Source organism: Sphingomonas sp. HT-1 (assembly GCF_048568905.1).
GTDB lineage: Bacteria > Pseudomonadota > Alphaproteobacteria > Sphingomonadales > Sphingomonadaceae > Sphingomonas.
Genome location: NZ_CP183770.1, coordinates 1,739,488 through 1,762,512, shown reverse-complemented (window position 1 = coordinate 1,762,512; position 23,025 = coordinate 1,739,488). Strand labels below are relative to the sequence as shown.

Annotated in this window: 16 protein-coding genes, 1 tRNA gene and 1 pseudogene; 11 read left to right on the top strand and 7 right to left on the bottom strand. The window is 60.9% G+C overall.

All coding sequences use genetic code 11. The annotated features are described in order from the left end of the window. Positions 1–50: 50 nt before the first annotated feature. Positions 51–1,313: a hypothetical protein gene (locus tag ACNFJ7_RS08045; protein ID WP_026008807.1), complete on the bottom strand. Its 1,263-nt coding sequence runs from the start codon at positions 1,311–1,313 to the stop codon at positions 51–53. A 210-nt stretch (positions 1,314–1,523) separates the two neighbouring features. On the opposite strand from ACNFJ7_RS08045, the gene ACNFJ7_RS08040 reads away from it, so the two are divergent. The 4 genes from ACNFJ7_RS08040 to ACNFJ7_RS08025 all read left to right on the top strand — a co-directional run bounded on the left by ACNFJ7_RS08040 (position 1,524) and on the right by ACNFJ7_RS08025 (position 4,172). Beyond that, positions 1,524–1,599: transfer RNA gene (locus ACNFJ7_RS08040), tRNA-Thr, on the top strand. A 165-nt stretch (positions 1,600–1,764) separates the two neighbouring features. Beyond that, positions 1,765–2,964 (top strand): tyrosine-type recombinase/integrase, encoded by a 1,200-nt coding sequence (locus ACNFJ7_RS08035; RefSeq protein WP_019367720.1) that lies wholly within the window; start codon positions 1,765–1,767, stop codon positions 2,962–2,964. A 150-nt stretch (positions 2,965–3,114) separates the two neighbouring features. Next, positions 3,115–3,582, top strand: coding sequence for a mobile mystery protein A (locus tag ACNFJ7_RS08030; RefSeq protein ID WP_019367721.1), 468 nt, complete (start codon positions 3,115–3,117; stop codon positions 3,580–3,582). Next, positions 3,579–4,172, top strand: coding sequence for a mobile mystery protein B (locus tag ACNFJ7_RS08025; RefSeq protein ID WP_019367722.1), 594 nt, complete (start codon positions 3,579–3,581; stop codon positions 4,170–4,172). The genes ACNFJ7_RS08030 and ACNFJ7_RS08025 overlap by 4 nt, the downstream gene beginning before the upstream one ends. A gap of 93 nt (positions 4,173–4,265) precedes the next feature. Here ACNFJ7_RS08025 and ACNFJ7_RS08020 read toward each other — a convergent pair whose 3' ends face one another. Next, positions 4,266–4,493, bottom strand: coding sequence for a hypothetical protein (locus tag ACNFJ7_RS08020; protein ID WP_019367723.1), 228 nt, complete (start codon positions 4,491–4,493; stop codon positions 4,266–4,268). A 250-nt stretch (positions 4,494–4,743) separates the two neighbouring features. Between ACNFJ7_RS08020 and ACNFJ7_RS08015 the strand changes: the two genes are divergently transcribed. Continuing rightward, positions 4,744–5,559 (top strand): HNH endonuclease, encoded by an 816-nt coding sequence (locus ACNFJ7_RS08015; protein WP_019367724.1) that lies wholly within the window; start codon positions 4,744–4,746, stop codon positions 5,557–5,559. Between the two features lie 37 nt (positions 5,560–5,596). Here ACNFJ7_RS08015 and ACNFJ7_RS08010 read toward each other — a convergent pair whose 3' ends face one another. Further along, entirely contained in the window at positions 5,597–5,785 is a 189-nt protein-coding gene (locus tag ACNFJ7_RS08010; RefSeq protein WP_019367725.1) for a hypothetical protein, read from the bottom strand. A gap of 535 nt (positions 5,786–6,320) precedes the next feature. Between ACNFJ7_RS08010 and ACNFJ7_RS08005 the strand changes: the two genes are divergently transcribed. The 6 genes from ACNFJ7_RS08005 (at position 6,321) to ACNFJ7_RS07980 (ending at position 16,780) form a co-directional block, all read left to right on the top strand. Beyond that, the gene (locus ACNFJ7_RS08005; protein WP_082664384.1) at positions 6,321–9,446 is read left to right on the top strand and encodes a helicase-related protein; all 3,126 of its coding nucleotides are present in this window, start codon (positions 6,321–6,323) and stop codon (positions 9,444–9,446) included. A gap of 731 nt (positions 9,447–10,177) precedes the next feature. Continuing rightward, the gene (locus ACNFJ7_RS08000; RefSeq protein ID WP_419724244.1) at positions 10,178–12,970 is read left to right on the top strand and encodes a type ISP restriction/modification enzyme; all 2,793 of its coding nucleotides are present in this window, start codon (positions 10,178–10,180) and stop codon (positions 12,968–12,970) included. A gap of 4 nt (positions 12,971–12,974) precedes the next feature. Then, a complete protein-coding gene (locus ACNFJ7_RS07995) occupies positions 12,975–13,982 on the top strand; it encodes a hypothetical protein (RefSeq protein WP_152997702.1) in 1,008 nt (335 codons plus the stop codon). Between the two features lie 30 nt (positions 13,983–14,012). After that, positions 14,013–14,723, top strand: a complete 711-nt coding sequence (locus tag ACNFJ7_RS07990; RefSeq protein ID WP_152997701.1) for a hypothetical protein — start codon at positions 14,013–14,015, stop codon at positions 14,721–14,723. A 381-nt stretch (positions 14,724–15,104) separates the two neighbouring features. Then, a complete protein-coding gene (locus ACNFJ7_RS07985; protein ID WP_019367730.1) occupies positions 15,105–16,460 on the top strand; it encodes a hypothetical protein in 1,356 nt (451 codons plus the stop codon). Between the two features lie 11 nt (positions 16,461–16,471). Next, positions 16,472–16,780: a hypothetical protein gene (locus tag ACNFJ7_RS07980; protein WP_026008811.1), complete on the top strand. Its 309-nt coding sequence runs from the start codon at positions 16,472–16,474 to the stop codon at positions 16,778–16,780. A gap of 54 nt (positions 16,781–16,834) precedes the next feature. Here the strand turns inward: ACNFJ7_RS07980 and ACNFJ7_RS07975 are convergent. The 4 genes and pseudogenes from ACNFJ7_RS07975 to ACNFJ7_RS07960 form a co-directional block, all read right to left on the bottom strand. Further along, positions 16,835–17,715, bottom strand: a pseudogene (locus tag ACNFJ7_RS07975) (ArdC family protein). 219 nt (positions 17,716–17,934) lie between these two features. Continuing rightward, a complete protein-coding gene (mobF, locus tag ACNFJ7_RS07970; RefSeq protein WP_019367732.1) occupies positions 17,935–20,682 on the bottom strand; it encodes a MobF family relaxase in 2,748 nt (915 codons plus the stop codon). Then, the gene (locus ACNFJ7_RS07965; RefSeq protein WP_019367733.1) at positions 20,682–22,502 is read right to left on the bottom strand and encodes a type IV secretion system DNA-binding domain-containing protein; all 1,821 of its coding nucleotides are present in this window, start codon (positions 22,500–22,502) and stop codon (positions 20,682–20,684) included. Before ACNFJ7_RS07965 ends, mobF begins: the two co-directional genes overlap by 1 nt. After that, positions 22,499–22,873, bottom strand: coding sequence for a hypothetical protein (locus tag ACNFJ7_RS07960; protein WP_019367734.1), 375 nt, complete (start codon positions 22,871–22,873; stop codon positions 22,499–22,501). Before ACNFJ7_RS07960 ends, ACNFJ7_RS07965 begins: the two co-directional genes overlap by 4 nt. Positions 22,874–23,025 lie beyond the last annotated feature (152 nt).

The window sequence follows — 23,025 nt, the reverse complement described above, 5'->3', positions numbered from 1 at the left end:
GAAAAGCCGCTAGGAGGCGGGCATAAGCGCCCCTCGCACGCCTTGTGGACTCAGGCGCCCGCGCGGCGCATGGCGCGGTCGGTCAGTGCCGCATCGCCTTCCACTTTGGCGACGATATCCAGGCCTCCAGCGCCCGCCCGCGCCAGCAGCAGCACGAATTCGGCCTCACCGGCGGGGATCTGCACGCGGCCCAGCGGCGGGCGGCTGCGCAGGGCTTCGGCGGCTCGATCCGAGGCAATCGACCGCGGCCCGTGGGGCAGATCGGCGCGGTGCTTGCGCTCGGCCTGGACGATGCCCTTGACGCCGCCGGGCGTCCTTTCGAGCAGCGCGTCCAGCCCTCCCTCCGGCACCGCAAGGCGGCGTGCATGGGCCAGAACGGCGGCAAATTCGGCAAGGCGCGTCTTGTCGTAGTCCGCGCCGAAGATCAGCTTCACGATCGGCGTCATCGGCGCGCGCGACTGCGGCGTAAGCCCCGCATCTTCCAGAAGCGCGGCATAGGCGGCAGGATGGGCCTCCGCCGCCAGCGCGAAACCATAGGCGCGGTTCAACGTGCGATAGAGCGCCGCGCGCCGGCGCAGATCCGACGCCCGTACCGTCGCCGCCGATTCCTGCGCGAGCAGCAACTGGTCGGCAAGGGGAGACAGGCGATGCGTCTGTGCAGCCCGGGGTGGTGCGGCGCTGCTGTCGGCGGTTCCCTTGGGCCAGGGCGGCGACGTCGGGCGCGCTGCGGACGCTGCATATTGGGATGCGTCGATCTCCGCGGCGAGCAGCGTCTGCGTCTCGACGTCCACGGCCTCCTTCCAGTTGATCACGCCATAGATGCAGGTGATTGCCCCCTGATCGTCGGCAAAGGGCATCAGCAGGCCCCTATAGAAGAGCTGGTTGCCGCGCGGGCCGACAAATTCCGTCTCGAATCCGATCGGGGCGCGGTTTTCGATGATCTGCGCATAAGGCTCGGCTAGCCGTGAGAGCAGGGACGTTTCCGGCGCATCGCTCACCTGGGCGATACTAGCCGTCACGCCGCATTCTGCGGCCAGCGCAGCTCCTAGAAATCGGATCGCAGGATCAGCCGTGCCCGTGCCGAAATCGAGCAGCACGCTGTTCGGCCCAAAATCCGCGATGCTGGCGGGATCCAGGTCCGCAAGGGTGGGGCAGGGGCGGCCGCGTAGCAGCGAAACCCAATGATTATAGGCGCGTACCTGCATCCGCCGGTCCTGGCCGGCAAAGGCGATCGGACGCTCGTCGATCATCCCCTCCGGCGCGGAGGCGGACCTCGCCCCCGAAGGCCGATTGATGCCACGCGCCATGTTCATTGCCGTGCTCCACTGCGGGCGATGCCCGGAACGCTGATCGACCGCTTTTGCTCGCTCCATGGTAAAGCGAGGGTAAAGGAGCAGGGCGAGGAGACCCGGGAGTTTACCGGAGCCTTCAGAATTTCCACGTCCCGCCAACGCGCCGCTTGCCATCCGCGACATCCACTGGTAAGCGCGCCCTCCTCCGGGCAAGCCAGCGCCCGGCAGAGCGCCGCTTTAGCTCAGCTGGTAGAGCATCGCATTCGTAATGCGGGGGTCACAGGTTCGAGTCCTGTAAGCGGCACCACCTCCACCTTCGCCATTGACCGCTGAAGGTTGCTAAGACCCCGGAAATCTGCGATAAATTGCCTTGGCTTGGCCGCCAAGGTTCGCTGAAATTCGCCTGCAGCCGCGACGATTTGGGGGCCTTTTGTGGGGGCCTTCGCCAACCCCAAATTGGAAAGGCCCCCAAATGGCTCTGACAGAGACTGCGATCCGCGCCCTCAAGCCCAAAGCCAAGGCTTACAAGGTTGCCGACGAGAAGGGCCTTTATCTGCTCGTGACCCCCTCGGGCGGACGGCTTTGGCGAATGAAATTCCGCAATGGTGCCGGGGTCGAGAAGAAGCTTGCCCTGGGTTCCTATCCAGAATTGAAGCTCCGTGACGCTCGCGATGCCCGCGATACGGCCCGGGGGAGCCTGGCCAAAGGCATCGATCCGGCTGATCAGAAACGCCGCGACAAGATTGCTGCCAAGATCAGTGCGCTGAACACCTTCAGCGCGGTCGCCAAAGCCTACATCGAGAAGAATCGCCGGGATGGGCTGGCGGCAGCGACGGTCCGCAAGCGCGAGTGGTTCCTGAGCCTGCTGCAAAAGAAGCTGGGCAACCGTCCGATTGTCGAGATCGAGCCAGTCGAGGTTCTGGAGGCTGTCCGGCCTTACGAAGCGTCCAAGAACGACGAGAAGGCTCACCGGACGCTCCAGTTCGCTGGCCAAGTGTTCCGGTTCGCGGTCGCCAACCAATTGGCCAAGGTCGATCCGACCCGCGATCTGCGCGGCGCGCTCGCCAGTCGCAAGCCGAAGCACTTCGCTGCGATCCTCGACTCCCGGCGCGTAGGCGAGCTGCTGCGCGCGATCGATGGCTATGAGGGATATCCAACAACCAAGTATGCGCTCCTGTTCTCGCCGCTGGTATTTGTCCGGCCAGGCGAACTGCGTCACGCGGAGTGGCGGGAGATCGATCTCGACGAAGCGGTGTGGCGCATCCCTCCCGCAAAAATGAAGACACGCGTTGAGCACGCGGTGCCCTTGTCCAGGCAGGCAATCGCAGTGCTGAAGAACGCAAAGGCCTTCACCGGCGGCGGGAAGTATGTTTTCCCGTCGATCAGGACGCCGAAATCACCGATGTCCGAGAACACGGTCAATGCAGCGCTGCGGCGGCTCGGCTATTCCGGCGATGAAATGACCGCCCATGGCTTCCGGGCCATGGCGAGCACTTTGCTCAACGAGTCGGGCAAGTGGTCGCCCGATGCCATTGAAAGGGCATTGGCGCACAAGGACAAGGATGCCGTTCGGGCAGCTTACCATCGTGGTGCGCATTGGGCCGAACGCGTCGAGATGGCGCAATGGTGGGCCGATTACCTTGATCAGCTAAAAGGCACTTCCCGCAATTAGGCGTGTTTTTCGGCGCCAAGCGCTGGGCGAAACCCTCAATTATCGATCATATAAAGATGATTAAAATGCCTCGTTTAGATCATTTTTAATAGATCAAAATCCATTGATACGATCACATAGAAATGATCATATAGACAGTGGAGGACTGCGATGATCAAGGACCGGCAAGCCGAACTGGCCCGAAAAAACCTCGACAGGAAGCTCGCCTTTCTGCGGGAACAAAGCCTCCCGCGTCCGCGCGGTGGCTGGGTGCGCGCTATTCGCGATTCACTGGGCATGACCTCGCGCCAGCTCGCCAAGCGCATGGGCGTGGTGCAGTCGCGTATCGTCGCACTGGAAAAGGCCGAGGCGACCGATGCCACCACCCTCAAATCCCTGCGTGAGGCTGCCGAGGCGCTAAACTGCCAGCTTGTTTACGCGCTGGTGCCCAAGGCACCGCTCGACGAGATCGTGCGCGATCGCGCGGCAGCCAAAGCTCTCGATCAGTTCGGCCCCGTTGCACAGGGCATGATGCTGGAGAACCAGTCTCTAACTACTGGACAGATGCATGAGGAACTTGAGCGCCTGACTGCCGAGATCCTGAATGAGCCGCTGCGCTACCTTTGGGAGGATGAATGACCGATCCTCTCTATGCCGGTGAAGACGAAGCCAATACGCCGCTCGAAGCGGAGGAACGCGAACAGCTTATTCCGACTTACATCACCACCAGGGCTGAACTGAACGAAGCCGAGCAGGTCAACATCACCCGGGCCAGCCTCTGGCTCAGGCGCGCCCGCAATGTTGACGTGCTCGAAGATGCATTCCTGCGTGATCTGCACAAACGGATGTTTGGTGAAGTCTGGAAGTGGGCAGGTCAGTATCGCAGGACGCCGCGCAATATCGGCATCGACGCCTACCGCATTCCCATGGCGGTGCGAGAGCTCGTCCAAGATGCGCGGTACTGGGTAGACAACGGCACCTACCCGCCGGACGAGATTGCGATCCGCTTCTCCCACCGGCTGGTTTCGATACACCCATTCCCCAACGGCAATGGTCGGCACTCCCGCCTGGTCGCCGACCTGCTCGCGATGGAGCTCGGCCAGCCCCGCTTCACTTGGGGCAGAGCCAACCTGGTCGCTCCGGGTGAAACCAGACGAGCTTATGTCACGGCGCTGAGGGCAGCGGATGGTGGCGAGATCGAGCCGCTGCTTGCTTTCGCAAGGTCATAGCCTGGCTCGCGAAATGCCAGAGCCAATTATAGTCGTCGATCAGCGCAAGCGCTGCGCCAATCGCAGCGTCGTATTCGCGATCGAGGCCGGGCGCTAAGCGCCCGGCTGCTCCTTGGTCTCGTCGTCGAGCGGTGTACGCAGAACGATGCGGCCATTGATCGGCACGACCTCCAGCTGAAGCGAAACGCCCTTCCGGTCGCGGTGAAACCACGCTGCACCGACCTTGGTCCAGAATGCCTTGTCGCCTCTGTTGGCGACGTGCCAGGCGATGAAGTCCGGGGCCTTTGCTTCGGCTGCCGGTGCGGAATTGTTGCGGGCCATGGATTTGTCCTTTCGTATCTGATGACTCGTTGCACCAAACCGACAGGCCGCACGGCCAAGGGCAGACGTCATGCCCAACACGGGTGAGCGCCCGCGAACCGGCGCGGGCCGGGCATTGATGGCTGAACGCGTGCGACCAGGTCCGGTGCTTAGAACGGACGCCCAGATCGAAGGGACTTTGTGCCCGCCGGAGAAACCATAGCACTCCAAGCCACTTGCGCCCCTGGGCGGCCTCGCTCACAACACTGCCATGGGGGACGAAGGCAGCCTAAGGAAACGCTGGAGCGAAGAGGAGACGGTTCTCGCGCTCTATCTCTATTTCCAGCTGCCGTTCGGGAAGCTGCATTCGGGCAATCCAGAAATCCAGCAGCTCGCCGCCGCGCTGGACCGGTCAAGCAGCTCGGTTGCGATGAAGCTCTGCAATTTCGCCAGCCTCGATCCCAAGATCACCGACAGTGGGCGCAAGGGCCTCGATGGCGCGTCCAAACTCGACCGGGCGACCTATGCCGAATTCGGCCAGGATTGGACCGGCCTGGTTGCGCGCGCGGAAAGCATGTGGACGGCGCAAGTCGAACATGGCGAACCTGCACCAGCCTCTACCCGGCTCAAGGACAAAGTCAGCGAGTTCCGGTTCGAACCCTACCAGGGAGCATCAACAACGCAGGCGTTGGTCAACCAGCGCGTCGGCCAGGACTTTTTTCGCCGCGCAGTCCTGGCCAACTATGAGGACACCTGCTGCATCACCGGCATCGCCGATCCGCGCCTGCTGACTGCCAGCCATATCAAGCCATGGGGCAAGGACATCGAGAACCGGCACAACCCTGCCAACGGCCTATTGCTGTCGGCAACGCTGGACCGCGCCTTTGACCGGGGCCTGATCACGGTCGACCAGAGCCGCCGCATCCACGTCTCGCGGCAGCTGCGCGAAAGCCAGAGCCGCGAGACGCGCGAATTCTTCCAGCAGTTCGAACAAGCCAGCTTGCGCCCGGCTAAACGCTTCGATCCCGACCCGGCCTTTCTGGACTGGCACAACACGCACTGGTTCGCAGACAGCATCGCCGCCTGACGTGTCAGGCGGCGCGCCGCAAGCCGCTATCACGACTTCATTGCAAAGCCGATCCGCCCCCTTCGCAATAGTCAATGAGCTGCTCAAAATCCTCCGCTTCGCCAAACCGCTCGGCGGCATCCCGCACGGACTCGAACGGCAAGCCATCGTCGCAAGCCAGCATCCGCAGCCAGTCCTCACGGCATTCCGCTCCGCAAGCTCGGTAGTTCAAGATCTGATCGCCCATCGGCCCAACTCCTTTCCGGCAAAACCGCATCCGACACGCGGCATGCGGCCTGCCTTCCGGCGAGGATGGAAGGGGGAGGGAAAACCGGAATCGATGCCCTGGCGCGGGCCAGCGGGCACCGCCCGCCACTCGGGGGTGTCTATTCCGGTTTGGGGAAAGAGAGGGCAAAGCCCTTGGCGTTCCAGCTCAGGGATCGCCCCGCGATCCAGCCAGAATCGGCACCCTTGCAACGGCGCGAAGCAGCAGGACGCCCTGCGCGCGCGCAAGTGCGCCAGCGGGCGTCCGGCAATGAGAGAGGCAAGAGTGCCAGCGGGTCAGCACAGGAAACGCCGCACCCTCAGGAGCGCGCAGCGCGGGACAGAGTGCGTCTGCCAAGCTTCCCGCTCAACTTCTCCTGCTCCTGATCGTCACCCGGATGGGCCGAGACTACAGGCCCGGTCCGCGACAGCGGATAGAGCAGGTCGCCCGGTAGGGTAGCTCCAATCACGTTGCGCTTCGCCAACCTGTCGCCTAAGCTTTCGATAGAGGTGATTTAATGCCAAAACGAAGCAGTGCCCGAACTGGAAGTGAACTATTCATCGTCGACAACAGTGAAGACGATTGGAAGGCACTGCGTTATCTTAAAGATTGGTGCGAACTATCCAGCAGCATCGACATTGCGTCGGGTTTCTTTGAAGTCGGTGCGTTGCTTGCGCTCGATGGCGAATGGCAAAAGCTCGACGGCATCCGCATCCTCATGGGCGACGAGGTATCTCGGCGAACCAAGCGTGCATTCGAAGCCGCACTATCGTCGGCAACCTCGGTTCTGGATGGCAGCCTGGAATCAGAAAAGCAGAAGAACCATTTCCTTCGCGGTGTGTCGGCGATCGTCGAAGCGCTGCAAAGCGGCAAAATCAAATGCCGGGTCTATCGCAAGGACAAGTTCCACGCGAAGGCCTACATTACTCATGCTCGCATGGAGGTTGTGGGATCGAGCGCGCTGGTCGGCTCATCCAATTTCACCTTCCCTGGGCTTACCGAAAACATCGAGCTCAACGTCCAGATCACCGGCACCCCGGTTTCGGTCCTGCAAGAATGGTATGAAGAGCATTGGGATGAGGCGGAAGACGTTACGCCCGAGATCCTGAAGACCTTCGAGCGTCACGTCCGGGCTTATCTCCCGTTCGAAGTCTATACCCGATCCCTGCAACAATATTTCCTCGGGCACGAGGAGACAGCCAGCGAATGGGAGAAGGACAGCTCCCGGATCTTCCCTGTACTCGCTCGTTACCAACAAGACGGATACGGAGGTCTGCTCAAACGCGCCGAAAAGTATGGCGGCGCCTTCCTCTGTGATGGCGTGGGTTTGGGCAAGACCTTCATCGGCTTGATGCTGATCGAACGGTTCGCGGTTCATGAGAAGAAGAACGTCGCCCTTTTCGTCCCCAAGTCGGCAAAAAAGCCGGTCTGGGAACGCGAACTCCGGAAGCGGCTTCCTGACGTGTTCAAAGGCTACAGCCGTCTCAAGATCTTCAGCCACACTGACCTGATGCGAAAGAGCGAGCAGGAAGAGCTCGATCGCGTAGCGGAAGAGGCCGATGTCATCATCATCGACGAAGCCCATCATTTCCGGAACACCGGAACCAAGGGTGACGAGGGCGAAGGTCGAAAGTCGCGCTACTGGCGGCTGTATGATCTCGCAAAGGGCAAGCAGATGTTTCTGCTTACCGCGACGCCGATCAACAACCGCCTGACCGACTTCCAGCACATGGTCGAGCTGTTCACGCAGCATCAGGCGGACCACTTTTCCGGTGGCACCCTCGGAATCCATTCGCTGCCCGGCTATATCCGCCAGCTCGAAAAGAAGATCGAAGCCGAGATCTTCGGTCATCGTCCCGATCAGGAGGAGCTTGAACTCAATACGCCAGACGTTGCTCTCCGGCTGTCCGCTGATCCGCTGTTTGACGCGCTGGTCGTCCAGCGGAGCCGCAGCTACGTGAAGGAAAGCATGAAGCGCGAGGGCGACGGGGAAGTGATGTTCCCTGAACCGCGCAAGCCGACCGTGGCTGAGTATTCCGTGCGGCAAACCTACGGCAAGCTGCTTGATATGGTCGCCGAGGCATTCCACAAGCGTGATCCGCTGTTCGTCCTCGGCATCTATAACCCCTACGCCTACTACAAGGGTGACAGCGAAAATGTCGCCACCGCGCTGGAACGCGGCCGCCTCAAGCAGGTCGTCGCCCTCATCCGGACCAGCTTCCTGAAGCGGTTCGAAAGCTCGGCCGAAGCGTTCAAGCAATCCTGCTGGCGACTGCTGATGAAGATGCTCGCTTGGATGGAGGTCCACTGCGAGACTGACCATGAGAAGGCACAACTCAATCGTTGGAAGCGCAAGCACGCCAAACTGCTCGATCATAACCTCGATAGGGGACTGTTCGATGATGACGAGGCTGAGGACGACCTCATCCCGCCCGAACTGCTTGAAACCGTCAACAAACTCCCGCGCGACGAATTCAAGGTTGACGAAATCATCGACCATACCCTGGCCGATCTCGAGCAGGTCGCCGATTTCCTTTATGAGCTGGAGAAGTTCAAACCCAGCCAGGATCTCAAGCTCAAGAAGCTGATCCAAATGCTGACCAAGGACCCGGTGCTGTCCAAGCACAAGGTCCTGATCTTCTCGGAATTTGGCGACACCGCTCGCTACGTTGCCGAGCAGTTGAAGGAAGCGGGGATCGAGGGCGTCGATCAGATCGACAGCGGAACCAAGGGCGATCGCGCCACAATCATCCAGCGGTTCGCTCCCTATTACAATGAAAGCTCCAGCGCAGAGCAGGGCGGAAAAGAAATCCGCGTCCTGGTCTCGACCGATGTCCTGTCGGAAGGCCTCAACCTTCAGGATGCTACGCGCCTGATCAACTATGATCTGCATTGGAATCCGGTGCGACTGATGCAGCGCATTGGCCGTGTCGATCGGCGCATGAACCCGGATATCGAGGCACGGATCGTTGCCGACCACCCGGACCAGAAGGAACTGCGCGGCACCGTTGCCTATTGGAATTTCCTGCCACCCGACGATCTCGACGAGCTGCTGCGCCTCTACGGCAAAGTCGCGCATAAGACCCTGCGCATCTCCAAGACGCTGGGGATCGAAGGTCGTCAGCTTCTTCGCGAGGATGACGACTACGAAGACCTGCGCAACTTCAGCGAGCAATACGAAGGCCAGCGCAGCCCGGATGAGGACCTGCATCTCGAATGGCAGGATCTACTGAAAGCCAATCCGGGGTTGGATGAGACAGTCAGCGCCTATCCCAACGGTATCTTCTCGGGCAAACAGAACCTCAAGCCCGGCACTCAGCAGGTGTTCTTCTGCTACGCTCGCCCGGCACACGACAAAGCAGCGAGCGAAGCGAGCGGCGAAGACATGTGGACTGCTGAGGCGGGCGACGTGCAGTGGTATCTCTACGATGTCGCATCACAGGAAATCCGCGAGGACGCGCCGATGATCGTCGGCGCCATCCGCTCCACGCCAGAAGCTCCGCGTGTCACGCAGATGGAGGAGGTCAAACTCTCCGACATCCGCATCGCGGTCGAAAAGCACATTGCGAAGACCTTCCTGCGCAAGGTCCAGGCCCCGCTCGGCGTCAAGCCGGTGCTGAAGGCCTGGATGGAATTGAATTAGCGCGATCGATTGGGGCCAAAAACACAATGACGGACATCACCGCCGAAGAGCTGGCCAAGGTCAACAGCTTCCCGCGCCTGGTCGAACTGCTGCGCGACAAGCTCGAATGGCCGATCCCGGACGATTACGGGTTGGAAGACGTGGTCTTCGAATACGAGCCGCGCGAACTCGGCCTGAAGGACGAGGATGCGGCCAAGCTGCGCGAAATCCACCAGCTCCGCCCTCTCGTCACCAATCAGCCCTGGGGCATCTTCTTCCTCTCATTCGAAGACAAGACCATGTCGGTCACCGTCCTGCGCCGTATCCTGCGCGCGTTGGTGGTGAGCAAGCGCGGTGAGAGCAAGGGTGCCGAACGCGCCGCCTGGGACAAGAGCGACCTGATCTTCGCCGCCAATTTCGGCAAATCTGGCGAGCGTGAGCTTGCCTTCGTTCATTTCAGCGATGCGGCATCGACCGGCGATTTGCCGGTGATGAAGGTGCTCGGCTGGAATGCGCGGGATACGGTCTTGCACAATCGCCATGCGGCGGACTTGCTGTCCCAGCGGCTGACCTGGCCCGACGATCCGGCCGATCAGACTGGTTGGCGCGGCCAGTGGGCTGGCGCGTTCGAAGTGGGCCACCGCGAGGTCATCACCACCTCGCAGGAACTTGCCAAGCGCCTTGCCGCGCTGGCCGGGGATATTCGCGCCCGTGCCAATCAACTGCTTGCCGCCGAAACCGACAAGGGCCCGATGCGGACCATGCTGGAGGCGTTCCGCAAGAATTTGATCCACGATCTGGACGATGACGGCTTTGCCGACATGTTCGCCCAGACCATTTGCTACGGCATGCTGGCGGCGCGGATTTCACGGCCGGTCGGGATCATTGCGGACAATCTGGCCGACATGGTGCCCAAGACAAATCCGTTTCTGAAGGAGCTGTTCGCCAATTTCCTCCAGATCGGCGGACGCGACAAGCGAAGTGGCATGGACTTCGACGAGTTGGGCGTCCGTGACGTCGTGGACATGATCAACAGCGCCAATATGGAAGCGGTGCTGCGGGATTTCGGAGACAAGAACCCCAAGGAAGACCCGGTCATCCACTTCTACGAGCTGTTCCTGAAGGAGTACGATCCGCAGAAGCGGATGCAGCGCGGCGTCTTCTATACGCCGCGCCCGGTGGTGAATTTCATCGTGCGCGGAGTGGACGAAATCCTGCGCACCGAATTTGATCTGCCGCTGGGATTGGCAGATACCAGCACCTGGGCGCAGCTCGCCGCGCGGAATGACAAGATCGCCATCCCTGATCATGTCGATCCCGACGCGCCCTTCGTTCAGATACTCGATCCCGCCACCGGCACAGGCACCTTTCTGGTCGAGGTGATCGACCTGATCCACAAGCGGATGGTCGAAACTTGGAAGGCAGACGGCAAGTCGGCAGCGGACATCAAGGCGGCGTGGAACGCCTATGTGCCTGAGCACCTTCTGCCGCGCCTGACCGCCTTCGAGCTGATGATGGCACCCTATGCAATCGCGCATATGAAGGTCGGTCTGAAGCTGGTCGAAACTGGCTACAAGTTCGGCTCCGATGAGCGCGCGCGCATATTCTTGACAAATGCGCTGGAGCCGAGACGAGATATCGATCTTGAAGAAAGAATGCAATCACAGGCTCTTGCTCACGAAGCAGACCAAGCAAATCAAGCAAAGGACCGTGTTCCCGTTACCATCGTCATCGGCAATCCGCCGTATTCTGTGAAATCTTTTAACATGGGACCGTGGATCACGGAACTTTGCGAGCCATATAAAGAGCAGGTAAGGAAGGAAGAAAGCCAGATACAGTCACTTTCAAATGATTACATAAAATTCTTGAGATTGGGACAAGTTACAATTGATAGATCAAAGATTGGTGTCTTAGGCATGATCACCGGGCACGGATACATGCTCGGCAGCCAGCCTCGTGATATGAGGAGATCTCTCTTCCGCTCGTTTACTCGTCTGAGAGCAATCAACCTCAATGGCAGTGTGCGCCGCAACGATGTTGCAGGTGTCGATGAACCCGTGTTCGAAATTATGACTGGCGTCGGGATTGGTCTGTATTCCGCCGCTCCAAACAAGATTGAAGGGCAAGCGACTTACGAGAGCTGGGAGGGAACCTTTGAAGCAAAGATGGACCGATTGCTCACGAGCAAGGTAAGTCCGGTTGATTGCGATCCTGTCAGACCGTCGCCACCAAACTTTCTCTTTTGGAGAGAAGGCGAACTCGTGCAAGAGTTCAATGAATTCCTCGATTTGCCCACACTGTTTGGAACAGGTGACCGGTCGGCTGACAAGGAAATTTATTGGTCGACAGGTTTCGCCTCGCAACAAGATGAGTTTGCGATTTCCTTCGAAGTAGGATCGTTTGATCAAAGAATGAGCGACTTAGCAAAGTCTACCTCTCGCAAAGAGATATCCGAGAAATATCGAATGTGCTCAACAAATCAATGGAATTATGAAAATGCTAAAGCATTTGCAATTTCGGGAAATTGGAAGAATGACATAACAAATGTTGCCTATCGTCCATTTGATTTTCGATCAGCCATTTTGGATTCTCGAGTTCTGACGATTCTGAAAGATGCGGTTCAGAGAAATCTCGATATTGAAAATGTTGCTCTCCTTACATCAAGGATTTGTAATGATCAGATTTACGCGCATTCATTTGTCTCTGAAATGCGTACAGATAAGATATTCCTTTCATCAAAAACTTCTACAAACACCTATGTTCTGCCGCTTTGGCTAGACTCTGACGCCGACAGATCGAAGCGGCGACCAAACTTTTGCGACAAGTCAGTTAAGGTGCTCTCCCAGCATGCTGGTCTAACATACAACGATGGCATCCCGCGTGGCCAACAGGGCAGCTTGGGCAAGGACTTCATCCAGCCCAAGCCCGAACAAATCGGCCTGCTCGACACACCGTGGGATGGGCGCGGCGATCTGGCCAAGACTTTCGGCCCGCGCGACCTGTTCGACTATATCTATGCCGTGTTGCACGCGCCCACCTATCGCAGCCGCTATGCCGAATTCCTGAAATCGGACTTCCCGCGCATCCCCACGCCGGGATCGCGCGCGCTGTTCGCCGATCTCGTGCCGCTGGGCCGCGAACTGGTCGCGCTGCACCTGCTCAAGTCCGATGAGGCCCCGGCGCTCAAGACCCCCGAAATCCGCTTCTGCGGCACTGGCGAGGCGCGGGTCGGCAAGGGCTATCCCCAATACACAAACGGCAAGGTGATGATCAACGCCTCCCGCTGGTTCGAAGACGTGCCCAAAGCCACCTGGGAATTCCACGTCGGCGGCTATCAGCCCTGCGAAAAATGGCTGAAAGACCGCGCCGCCAAGGGTGGCAAGAAGCAATCCGATGGCCGCGTCCTGACCGACGAAGACGTGCTCCACTATCGCCGCATGGTCGTAGCCCTCACCGAAACCCGCCGCATCATGGCCGAGATCGACAAAGTGATCGAAAGCCACGACGGCTGGCCGGGGGCGTTCAAGGTGGGCGGGGAGGAATAGGCCGATGGCGATGCGTTCAGCGGTTCACTATCCGGACACGCACCTCCAGTCTCCGCAGGCTATGGCTTCCGCCATGCTGCTCTGGGACAAGCTGAGGGTCATCGTTCCGTTTGATGACTACCGGATCGAATACAACAATTATGACATGGCCGAGGCGTGGGAGCTGATCGGCAAGCCGCTGGTTCCGGACGACGAGAACAAGCGCCAAGCGCACAAGAGCATTGAGTCGATGCTGGCAGCAGGCGTCCCCCGGCAAATTCAATATCGGGAGGATTTGCAACTCGACCGCCCATACGAAATCTGGCCGCAAAAGCTGCACTACGAGACATGGTGCCTGCTTCAAGAACACCGCATGACCGCTGGCCCGGTGGCGAACGGTGACTATCCGTTCGATCACGAAGCAGGCATCACGATCATGTCAAAGCTGGCCGATGCTTGCGCTGGAACGACTTTTGCGCGGGTGACCGACAAGATGCTCGCATACGGCCTGATCGGTGATCGCGATGAACCGGTTCTGGCCCAATCGCATGTGGTTCCGCTTACGCTTGAGCTGATAGACGCGAACGCGATGTCGCTCGAAAAGCTGATCGATTTCCGGCGTCGCGAGGAGCGGGAGCAGCGAGGTGGGGATTACAAGGCCTTGCGCCATGCATACGCAGATGCGGTGCAAAGCCATGTTGCCAGGCTTCGCGACGTTCAGAGCCGAAATCATCGCGATCAGCTTAACGTTGAGTTTCAGGATGAAATGGCTCGGTATTTGAATGAGTTAAAGCGGGCAATCGGGCTGGCAAAGGCCGAGATGGTGCTGAAGCCCGTCGTGGTCAGCGCCGTTGTCGGTATCGGTGGTTTCCTTGCGGCTGGCCCTTTTGGCGGTTTGGCGGGGCTCACTGCTGGGCCGGCCCTGAAAGGCCTGACTGACATGTTCAGCGCCGGGATCGGCTTCAATGAAAAGCAGCGCAAAGCGATGAACAAGAACCCGATGGCTTACATGTACCAGTTGGCCAGGGCGTAGCCGTGGCGATGGTTAAAGGGGCGGGTTAGGATGGCGAAGACCTCAGAAACAGCGACCGGCTTCCATGGTGAAAAGCTTTACCAGAGGCGCGCACGCCTGGTTCTTCCGATCCTTGTTCGTCAAGCTAAGGCTGGAACGCCGATATTTTACGAGGACCTTGCTGACGAAGTCAGTATGCCCAATCCTCGAAATCTGAACTATCCACTCGGTTGCATCGGGGATGCGCTCAACGACCTGAGCGATGAATGGGAAGACGAGATTCCGCATATACAAGCGTTGGTCAAAAATCAGCACACCAACTTGCCGGGACCTGGGTTCGATGGCTTTCTTGAACAGAAAGGCGAGAAGTGGAGCAATGCCAAAGAGCGCCGAGCTATTATTGAGAGCTATTGGGCAAAGATTGCAGCATATCCTTACTGGGATGACGTTCTTGAGGCGCTGAAACTCGCGCCCACCGCCACCGATCTAGCCCCGGTCATCGCCAACGCGGGAAGAGGCGGGGGCGGTGAAGGACCGGACCATCTTGCACTCAAAAACTACGTTTGTGCCAACCCGCAGCTGGTCGGGCTGAAGCTCGGCGATCCAGCTGGAGAGCCGGAGTATCGGCTACCATCTGGGGATTGTGTCGATGTGGTTTTTGCGCAGAAACGCCGCATTCACGCTGTTGAGGTCAAACCCGCTGGTTGGTGCCAGACGATATTACGCGCGGCCTGTTCCAATGCGTCAAATATCGTGCCGTGATGATGGCGCGGGCAGCCTATGAACATGATGATCGTCCAATTACTGCTTGTCTGGCACTTGGCGGGCCTCTGCCTGCCCAGTTGGTCCCGTTGCGCAACAGCCTCGGAGTCGAAGTGTTCGAATCGATTGTACCGATGCCACCCTTGTAGGGTGTAATTGGCGAGGAATATTGGCGAGTTCGCGTGGGCTTGCAAATTTTTCGGATCGTGCCATATTCATGTGGCTTGCCGAGATGGTGGGCTGAAAATGAACCTGGATTGGTTCTGGATGGGGTTGTCACCGGATGGTGGCGGTTGAGCCGGGTTACCCGCCTGCTCATTCCGTTGGTTTGAATTTGCCAACGCCGTTCAGCGCCAGTCCTCCTGGATAGGAAGACTACACATGAACCCGAACGAACTTCTCATTCGCTTTGAAACCGTTGACCGCCAGACCGAAGGGCCTGTTACGCGGCTAATCGGCTTTGCGCGTGCGCGGAATCTGCTGCCCCTGCTGGACGCCGCCGATCTGGAAGCCAACCCCCGCACTGCGAAGGTTGGTCCGATTACCGCCGATATCATGGAGTCGATCCAGACGACGCCGGAACTGTTCCCCTTCAAGACCAAAGGCATCCTCGTCGCCTCGGCAAATTGCCGGGAGCTGGAACGGCGGCGCTATCACATGACTTTCGACAACCCGGCGATCGAGGGCATCCTTGACGGCGGCCACAATACCCTTGCGATCGGCCTGCACATTCTTGGCGCTGCCGGGGTCGAGGCCAAGGAGGTCAAAAGGGTCAAGAGCTGGCCCGAATTCAAGGTGGCCTGGGAGGCACACCATGACAAGGTCAAGGCGCTCAAGGGCTCGGCTGCCTCTGGGGAGGGAGGCCCATTGGATTTCCTCGTTCCGCTTGAAGTGCTGATTCCGGCCGATCCAGAAGACGAGATCGCTCTCGAAGCCTTCACGAGTTCGCTCTTTGAGATCTGTGCGGCACGGAACAACAACCGCCAGCTCGCCGATGAAGCCAAGGCCAACAAGAAAGGCCTGTACGATTACCTTCGTGACCAGGTTCCGGCGGACATTTCCAAGCGCGTCGAGTGGAAGTCGAACGATGGCGGCGATGTGAAGGTTCGCGACATTGTCGCTCTGTCGTGGATTCCGCTGGCCGTTGCTGCCCTTCCCGAAGGGATCTCTGCGCCGCGCACCGCAGATATCTACAGCGGCAAGGGCAAGTGTTCGATGGCCTTTGATGCCCTCATGGAACATCCGGAAGTATCCAAGCAGACTGCAGACGGCACTTTCGAACTGCACAACGTGGCTATCGCCAGCGCGCTGAAAGTCGCTGGTGACATGCCGGCGCTGTTCGATCAGCTCTACGCCGCGTTTCCCGGCGCCTACAACCGCAACCAGGGGAGTTTCGGGCTTCTTCGCGCGGTAACGCCTGCTGACAAGCTGAAGTCCAAGCCCCGTACGCCGTACGGAAAGTTGAATTCCGCCTATCGCTATCCGGATGGTTTCATTGTTCCACTTGCAGTCGGGTTGCGCGCTTTGCTCAGGTCCGATGCCGATGGGAAGCTGGAGTGGAAGACCGATCCGGCAAAGTTCATCGACAAGCATCTCGATGAGATCGTGCGTAAGTACAAAGTGTTGATCCAGGCCTTCGGCGGTGACGCGCAGAAGATCGGCAAGAACGACGGCAGCTATACGCTGGCGCTGGACGCCTTTGAAACCGAGCTGCTCAAGCTTGCTCAGAACGGCTAAGGGAGACGACGATGGCGTATCGAGCAAGGCCGAGTGGCGTTCGCCTCACTGAAGCTGATGCCGCGACGATCAAGGGGATGCTGGCGCGAGGTGATCGTCAGCATGACATTGCAGCTTGGTTCGGTGTCAACGGCGGAAGGATCGCGGAAATCGCGACCGGGAAGGTGTTCAGCGGTGTCGCATCGTCGCCTTTGACGAACCTGCCGCCGCCGGGCCCGTATCCGGCTGGAAAGGATGCATATGCGGCGCTTGCTGCACTGCGCGCGGCAAAGCAGGCGATTGTCGCGGCTGAAGAAATGGTGAGCGCCCAGTTGCACTAATTGGAGCGGGTCGGCGCACATGGCTCGCACCATCTGCGCTGACCCAACCCGTCATCACTCTATGCCTCCAAGCCACTCTGCCGCCTTCGCCGCCGCGCTCGCGGCCGTGAAGATCGCGCGATTGTCGGTTTTGAGCACCTTGATCCAGCTGGCGAGGTAGCGGGCATGATCGGGGCGCGGACTCGACGACAGGCCAAGGTCGCCGCACAGGAACGCTGATCCGAGCTCAGCGACCAATTCCTCCATCGCATAGGCATCGTCGCGAACCGCTTGCCGAAAGTCCGTGCAAGCCGGTGCTCGGCACCGGACCAATGCACAAGTTCGTGCAGGAGTGTGGCGTACCAGTTCTGCCCGGCGCTGCCGGATCCAGTGGCGAAGAAAAGCTGCCTATCAGGCATGGTAATGGTATCTGTAGACGGGGTGTAATGCGCGCTGTCTCCCTGGATGCGCAAGGCTGCACCGGTTTCAGCAACGAAGGCATCGGCGTTCGGGATCGGATCGAAGTCTGTGGCTTTCGGGAGTTCCGGCATCGCGTAGCCCTCCACCTGGCCGACGTTGAACCCATGCGAGGACTGCGCGAAGATGCGCGCCGAGCTGTCCCGTTCCTCGGTCTCTTTGCCATCGACCTTGTCGATGACCTTGTAGAACACGATCGGAGAGGCCTTCTCACCCTTGCGGACTTGAGCCCCGAGCGACTGCCACTGCCGATAGGTCGCCCAGAGGCCATGCCCGAAGTCCTGCGCCTCGGCGGAGGCCCAGAGGGCGAGCACGTTGACGCCACGATAGGATTTCCGGGTCACTGCGTTCACCGGGCGGGTCAGCGGCGTGGTGCTGCGGTGCCAGGGGAGCGAGAATTTCCCGGCTCCGGCTTCAAGCGAGGCAATGATCTGGTTGGTGATGGTGTCGTAGATACTGGCGGTTTGGATGCTGGCCATGGTGAAGATCCTTCGTCCTGTCGTTGGGAACGCGGATGAAGGGACAGGCCGGATTGGCCGGGCGGGTCAGCGGCACGCGGAACATCCAACACGGGAGGGCTTCAGCCCGAAGGGAGCGGGCAGGCTGTTGATCCGCCAGGCACGGCCTGTTGAAGAGGAGCAGTTCATGCCAACGGCAGGACGAAGGATGCCATGGCCTGCCAAGGCAACGTGGATCGATCAGCCCAAACCAGCCCCCATCGCCTTCGCCTTGACCGGCTCCGGAAGGTTCGCTGCCATCGCCGTCTGCTTCTCGCCCGCCCGCTCAGAGATCGCGCGGACAAGCCGGTCCCGGTCGTCGGTGACAACGACGGCCTCACCTCTGGCCCGCGACAGCGCGACATAGAGCATCTTCTGGTCGACCAGATTGGTCGAACGGCTGTCGGCGTGGATCAGGACGCGTTCGGCGGTCTGGCCTTGGGCAGCGTGTGCGGTCTGGACATAGGCGTGGCGCAAATGGGTGTCGCGAGGATCGGAGAGGTCGAGCCGCTGCTCGCGCCCGCTGGCCAGCTTCAAGGTGGCCTGACTGGCGGCAAGGTCAATGCCGGTCACAGTCCCGCCAAGTCCGTTGATCCGTCCCGCATCGCGGTCGTTGCGGGTGAACTGCACCCGGTCACCCGTGCGCAGTTCCAAGGGTTTGGCCTCGAACACCTCGACCTTACCAGCACCCCATTGCCTCGGATGCCAGTCAATCGACCGGCCATCCCGGCCCGCAAGGGCAATGCGGCCCCGCTCCGGATCGATGCCCACAATGGACAGGGCTTCCCCCCGGTGCACCGCCTTCGCGGCATAGTCACGATTGAACCGGACGACATCGCCGATGGCATAGCTGGCCGCTTCGCGCGCCTCGGCACGGGTCATGCCCTTGGCCTCGAGAGCGGCAAATTGCAGCTTTGGTGCGGAAAGTTCACCGCGCGATGCCAGCTGATCCCGGATCATGCCGGTGAGCGTGTCGCGCCCGTCACGCGAAGGCTCGATAACCAGCGTCTTCGCCCGCTCGGTGGATGTCAGGGACAGGTAGTGCCGTGCCATCGCCTCAAAGCGGTCATGCGCGGTGGCCGCCTCCAGCACTTTCCCGCCGCCACGATCCAGCGCGGCAAGCGCCTTTGCGGCATGCCCTTCGATCGATGCCATGACGGCCTCGCGGGTGTCGGCATTGGTCTGCCTGACGACCTCGGCCAGCCTGGTCGTGGTCATGCCTGCCGCCTGCAACTGTGCGAACGCAGCACCTGCTCCGACCGAACCGAGCTGTTTCACATCACCGACCAGAATGAGCCGTGCTCCGACCTTGTCGGCGCTGGCCATCAGTTTAGCCATATCGCTGGCAGAAAGCATCGACGCCTCATCGACAATCCAGACAGCGCCTTTGCTGTTCATGCGCCCCTCGGGCGTCAAAAGGTGGCGGGCGACGGTATCGCCGCGCAGACCAAGCGCATCCCCAAGGACTGTTGCTGCCGCTGCGGTTGGCGCAAGTGCTGTCACCGACAAGCCGCCGCGCTCCGCCTCGCGGGCATAGGTCGCCAAGACGGTCGTGGTCTTGGCCGTCCCGGCATAGCCCTGAACGGCGGCAATCCGGTCACGGGATGTCAGCAGGTCGGCGGTCGCGCGCTTCTGATCCTCGGTCCAGGTGTAGCCGGATCGTCCCGACTGCCTTGCAGCGCGCTCAACTGTTCGCGCAGCCGCCATGGGACTGGCCAGAGGCTCGGCCATGCCGCGCCCGGCCATTTCAAGCTGCAACATGGTGCGCTCCTTCGCAATAGCCTGCGGGGTCGTGTAGCCTGCAAACTCCGCGCCGCGCCGGTCGAGAAATGTGCGAGGCACCAGTTCGCCGCGCTCACCGGCACTGGCAATCGCCGCACCGATCTCGCCGTGTCTTACCTTGCCGAAAGCGAAATCCCCGGCCTCTCTGGCCAGCGTGCTTGCCGAGAACACCGCCTCGCGCTCGGAGAGCTTGGCTGTGGCGAATGCTACAGCCTGGCGCGCCAGCAATTCAGGGCTGGCCGATGAACCAAGTTGACTCGCCTGCTCCTTTGCACCGGAAACCAGCCTGTCCCGCGCTCCTGCATCGAACCCATTTGCATCGGCGGTGACCTGCCAGTTGGCGCGCAATTCGCGGATATCGGCATGGGTCTTGGCTTCGCGGGTATCGAGTGCGGCAATCTGCTTCTCTGCGGCGCTCGCCTCCTCCCGGCTTGTGCCCCGCTCGGCAAGCCGTGCATCGATCGCTGCCGTGCGCTGGCTCAAGGCCTCGATGGCCTTGTCCGGCACTCCGGCTATCTCGAACATTGCATCCTTGCCCGGCTCGATCCGGTAGCCAAGCTCGGCAACGCTATGCGCCAGTTCCTGCCGGTAGATGGCGCCGATCTCCTTCTGGAGCTGATAGAATGCTCGGGGCTCCAGACTGCGCCACTTGCCGTCCTTGTCCTGGGTGGCGTTGATCACGACGGCGTGGGTGTGAAGTTGGGGGTCTTGCGCCCGGCTCGTGGCGTGGTGGAAGGTGGCAATGGCAAGATTGCCGGTGGTCTGGCGCTGCACCTCGCCGCCCTCCCGCACGCGGGTCGCGGCCATGTGGTTTTCGACATGGGCCAGCGCCACTTTTACAGCCGCGCGGTGGGCCGCGATCAGCCGCTTGTCGCCAGCGACTTCGGCCATGATCGAGACGGACTTGGGCGCGGACAGGGTGATGTCCCAACCGGGCCGGTGCTCGACCTTGCCGTCGCGGGTAGTGCCCAGTTGCTCGCCATCCACCCGACCTTCCAGCAGGGCAGCGAACTGCTCGCGGTCCACCTCGCCTTCAAGGCCAAGGGCGGAGGCGGCCTCCCCGAACCATTCGGAGGGGGCGAGACCGCCTTCGGCATAATAGTCATCAGCCTCGTAGTAGCTCGCGGCCTGTCCAGCACTCGACAGGGCCGAGACCGAGGCGACCATCAGACCGGTCCCGGCTTGGCATCGGGCGCGGCATTGCGGGCGATCTCGCTCACCCGGCTCCACAGGGTGCCCGCAGGATCGCCAGCGACAAAGGCAGGCTGGCGGGCGGCTCCACGCGCCCGGATATGATCGGCGGTGAGGGCGATGCGCGCCACGGGCAGGCCATCGGGCAGCAGCAGATAGCCCTGGTGCGGGGCAAGCCGCAGCTCGCTTTCGAGCACGGCGGCTCGGAAAGCCCGCTGGGTGGCAATCGTGGTGCGCGGAACATCGCTGCCGATGGATAGCGTGTCGGTGGCAACGCGCATTTCGATCTCGCAATCGCCGATGGTCTGGCTAGCCCATTGGCGGGTTTCGCGGTCGACCGTCTGCAGGAACAACTTGGTATTGCAGCAGGCCAGCATGGCTTCGGCGATGTTTGCGCCGTAGCGGTTACGCATCTGCCCGAGCGCCTGGAAGGTCAGCACGATCGCCGCGCCGAACTTGCGGCCTTCGGGCAGCAGCCGCGCCAGGTTTTCGACGCGCGGCAGGTCGGCCAGCTCGTCGAGCACGAACCAGATGCGTCGGTCTGGCGATGGCGACAGTCCGAGCACGGCGCTCGCCGCACATTCGAGCCAGCAGGCCATGAGCGGCTTCGCGGCCTCGAAATAGTCCTCCTTGCGGGGCACGAAGATCCACGGCTTGGCTCCCTCGCGATCGTCCAGCCCGGCGATGAAATCGCGGAAGGCAAATCGCTCCGCCCCGTCGTCCTCGACCCGCAGGAACTGGATCAGGTTCGCCGCCTTGGCGAGCATGAACAGCACGCTGCCGGTGGCGCGGTCGGCGTCATCGGCGAAGGTCCGCGCCGACGATGTATGACCCAGCCAGTGCTTCAACTGCTCCTTGCTTTTGACCTGCAAGGCTTCGAGCAGCGCTTCGAGATTGCAGTTCTTCTCCGCCCACAGCGAACGGAGCATGTTGGCGACGAGAATGCGGCTCGTTTCCAGCCAGACATCATCGTCCTGGCTGCCGGTTTCGGAAACAAGCTGGCGGGCAATCCGATCGGCGTCGGCGGGATGGGAAATCTCGTCGAACGGCGACCAGAATGCGCAGCGGCCATCGAACGGATTGAGGATCACGTCGCCGCGCTCGGGATTGTAATAGTGGGCGATGAATTCGCCGCTGGTGTCGTAGACCAGGGCGGGTTCGCCGCGCGCCTCGATGCGGTCGAGCATCTGGCGAAGCGCGGTCGTCTTGCCGCTGCCGGTGGTGCCGAGGAAGGCGAAATGCCGGGTCTCGATCCCGCGCGGGATCGGCACCGGACCGATGGCCAGCGAGGCAGGATCGGCGCGCGGCGCGGTGTGCGCGGCAAGCTGCGTTTCACCGATTACACGGGTGCCGCCCAGAAGCTTGTCGCTCAAGGTTTGCTCGCCCTGCGAAGACATGTTCTGCTGGATCAGCCAGATGACTAGCAGGCCCAAGATAAGCCCCGCCAATGCCCCGCAGAACAGGCAATCAAGCAGGAGGTCGTAAGGCTGCAACCAGTACGCCGAATAGGCGACGGTGCGGGCATAGAGCGTCGTCTTGTATACCCCGACGGTGACGTTCATCTGCAGGTCGCGCCCGGCCATGTCGCCAAGCAAGACCAGCCCTCTGGCACCTAGGCATTGGATCGCCAGCATGGTGCCGCGCGGCGGCATAATCATCTGGGCAGCCAGAGCCGAACCGCACAGCGTGCAGGCCAGGACTAGTTGCCAGAAGAAGCGGAAGCGTTGCTGCAAATGGGCCATCCGCATCCGCCACAGCGAGTGCGAACGGGAGGTGAAATCGTGGCTCTTGGTCATGGTTCGATCTCCAGGGCAAGCGAACGCTGGCGCTCGAATGCGGCCTTGGCATCGGCGGCAATGACCTCGTCGGGTTTCTTGGTTCCAAGCGCCGAATGGCGGGCGTAGGCATAAGCCGCACAGGCGGTGAACAGGGCGCGGTCGAGCACTCGCTCCACCTCTGCGAGGCGCTCCGAGATCACCCCCACGCCGGTAGCAATTTCGCGGGTGTCGGTGTCCCTGTCGGTGCCGTGCATGACGGCCAGAAAGCCTGCTTCGATGATCCGCTGGAGCATCGCATAGTCCGTTAGACCGCGCCTTTCGGCGATGCTGGTGAGGGTGCGGGCCTGCGACGGCGTGAGGCGAACGGCGCGCTTGGTCGCGGTCAACATGGCCGCCTCCCGTGCGCGCGCTTGGCGCGCTCTGAAATTGGCGCAAATACGTCAATTTTGGGCGAAGCCGGGTGCGGGCGCGCTATCCGCCCGCTCGCAAACCGGCGGAAATGCTCGCTGCACGCGTGCGTGGGGTGTGTAACCAAATAACT

Coding starts and splice junctions, on each gene's coding strand:
- ACNFJ7_RS07995 (WP_152997702.1), top strand. CDS start 12,975: ATGGCGATGCGTTCAGCGGTTCACTATCCGGACACGCACCTCCAGTCT.
- ACNFJ7_RS08035 (WP_019367720.1), top strand. CDS start 1,765: ATGGCTCTGACAGAGACTGCGATCCGCGCCCTCAAGCCCAAAGCCAAG.
- ACNFJ7_RS07980 (WP_026008811.1), top strand. CDS start 16,472: ATGGCGTATCGAGCAAGGCCGAGTGGCGTTCGCCTCACTGAAGCTGAT.
- ACNFJ7_RS08045 (WP_026008807.1), bottom strand. CDS start 1,313: ATGAACATGGCGCGTGGCATCAATCGGCCTTCGGGGGCGAGGTCCGCC.
- ACNFJ7_RS08010 (WP_019367725.1), bottom strand. CDS start 5,785: ATGGGCGATCAGATCTTGAACTACCGAGCTTGCGGAGCGGAATGCCGT.
- ACNFJ7_RS07960 (WP_019367734.1), bottom strand. CDS start 22,873: ATGTTGACCGCGACCAAGCGCGCCGTTCGCCTCACGCCGTCGCAGGCC.
- ACNFJ7_RS08000 (WP_419724244.1), top strand. CDS start 10,178: ATGCGGACCATGCTGGAGGCGTTCCGCAAGAATTTGATCCACGATCTG.
- ACNFJ7_RS08020 (WP_019367723.1), bottom strand. CDS start 4,493: ATGGCCCGCAACAATTCCGCACCGGCAGCCGAAGCAAAGGCCCCGGAC.
- ACNFJ7_RS07990 (WP_152997701.1), top strand. CDS start 14,013: ATGGCGAAGACCTCAGAAACAGCGACCGGCTTCCATGGTGAAAAGCTT.
- ACNFJ7_RS08025 (WP_019367722.1), top strand. CDS start 3,579: ATGACCGATCCTCTCTATGCCGGTGAAGACGAAGCCAATACGCCGCTC.
- ACNFJ7_RS08005 (WP_082664384.1), top strand. CDS start 6,321: ATGCCAAAACGAAGCAGTGCCCGAACTGGAAGTGAACTATTCATCGTC.
- ACNFJ7_RS07985 (WP_019367730.1), top strand. CDS start 15,105: ATGAACCCGAACGAACTTCTCATTCGCTTTGAAACCGTTGACCGCCAG.
- ACNFJ7_RS08030 (WP_019367721.1), top strand. CDS start 3,115: ATGATCAAGGACCGGCAAGCCGAACTGGCCCGAAAAAACCTCGACAGG.
- ACNFJ7_RS08015 (WP_019367724.1), top strand. CDS start 4,744: ATGGGGGACGAAGGCAGCCTAAGGAAACGCTGGAGCGAAGAGGAGACG.
- mobF (WP_019367732.1), bottom strand. CDS start 20,682: ATGGTCGCCTCGGTCTCGGCCCTGTCGAGTGCTGGACAGGCCGCGAGC.
- ACNFJ7_RS07965 (WP_019367733.1), bottom strand. CDS start 22,502: ATGACCAAGAGCCACGATTTCACCTCCCGTTCGCACTCGCTGTGGCGG.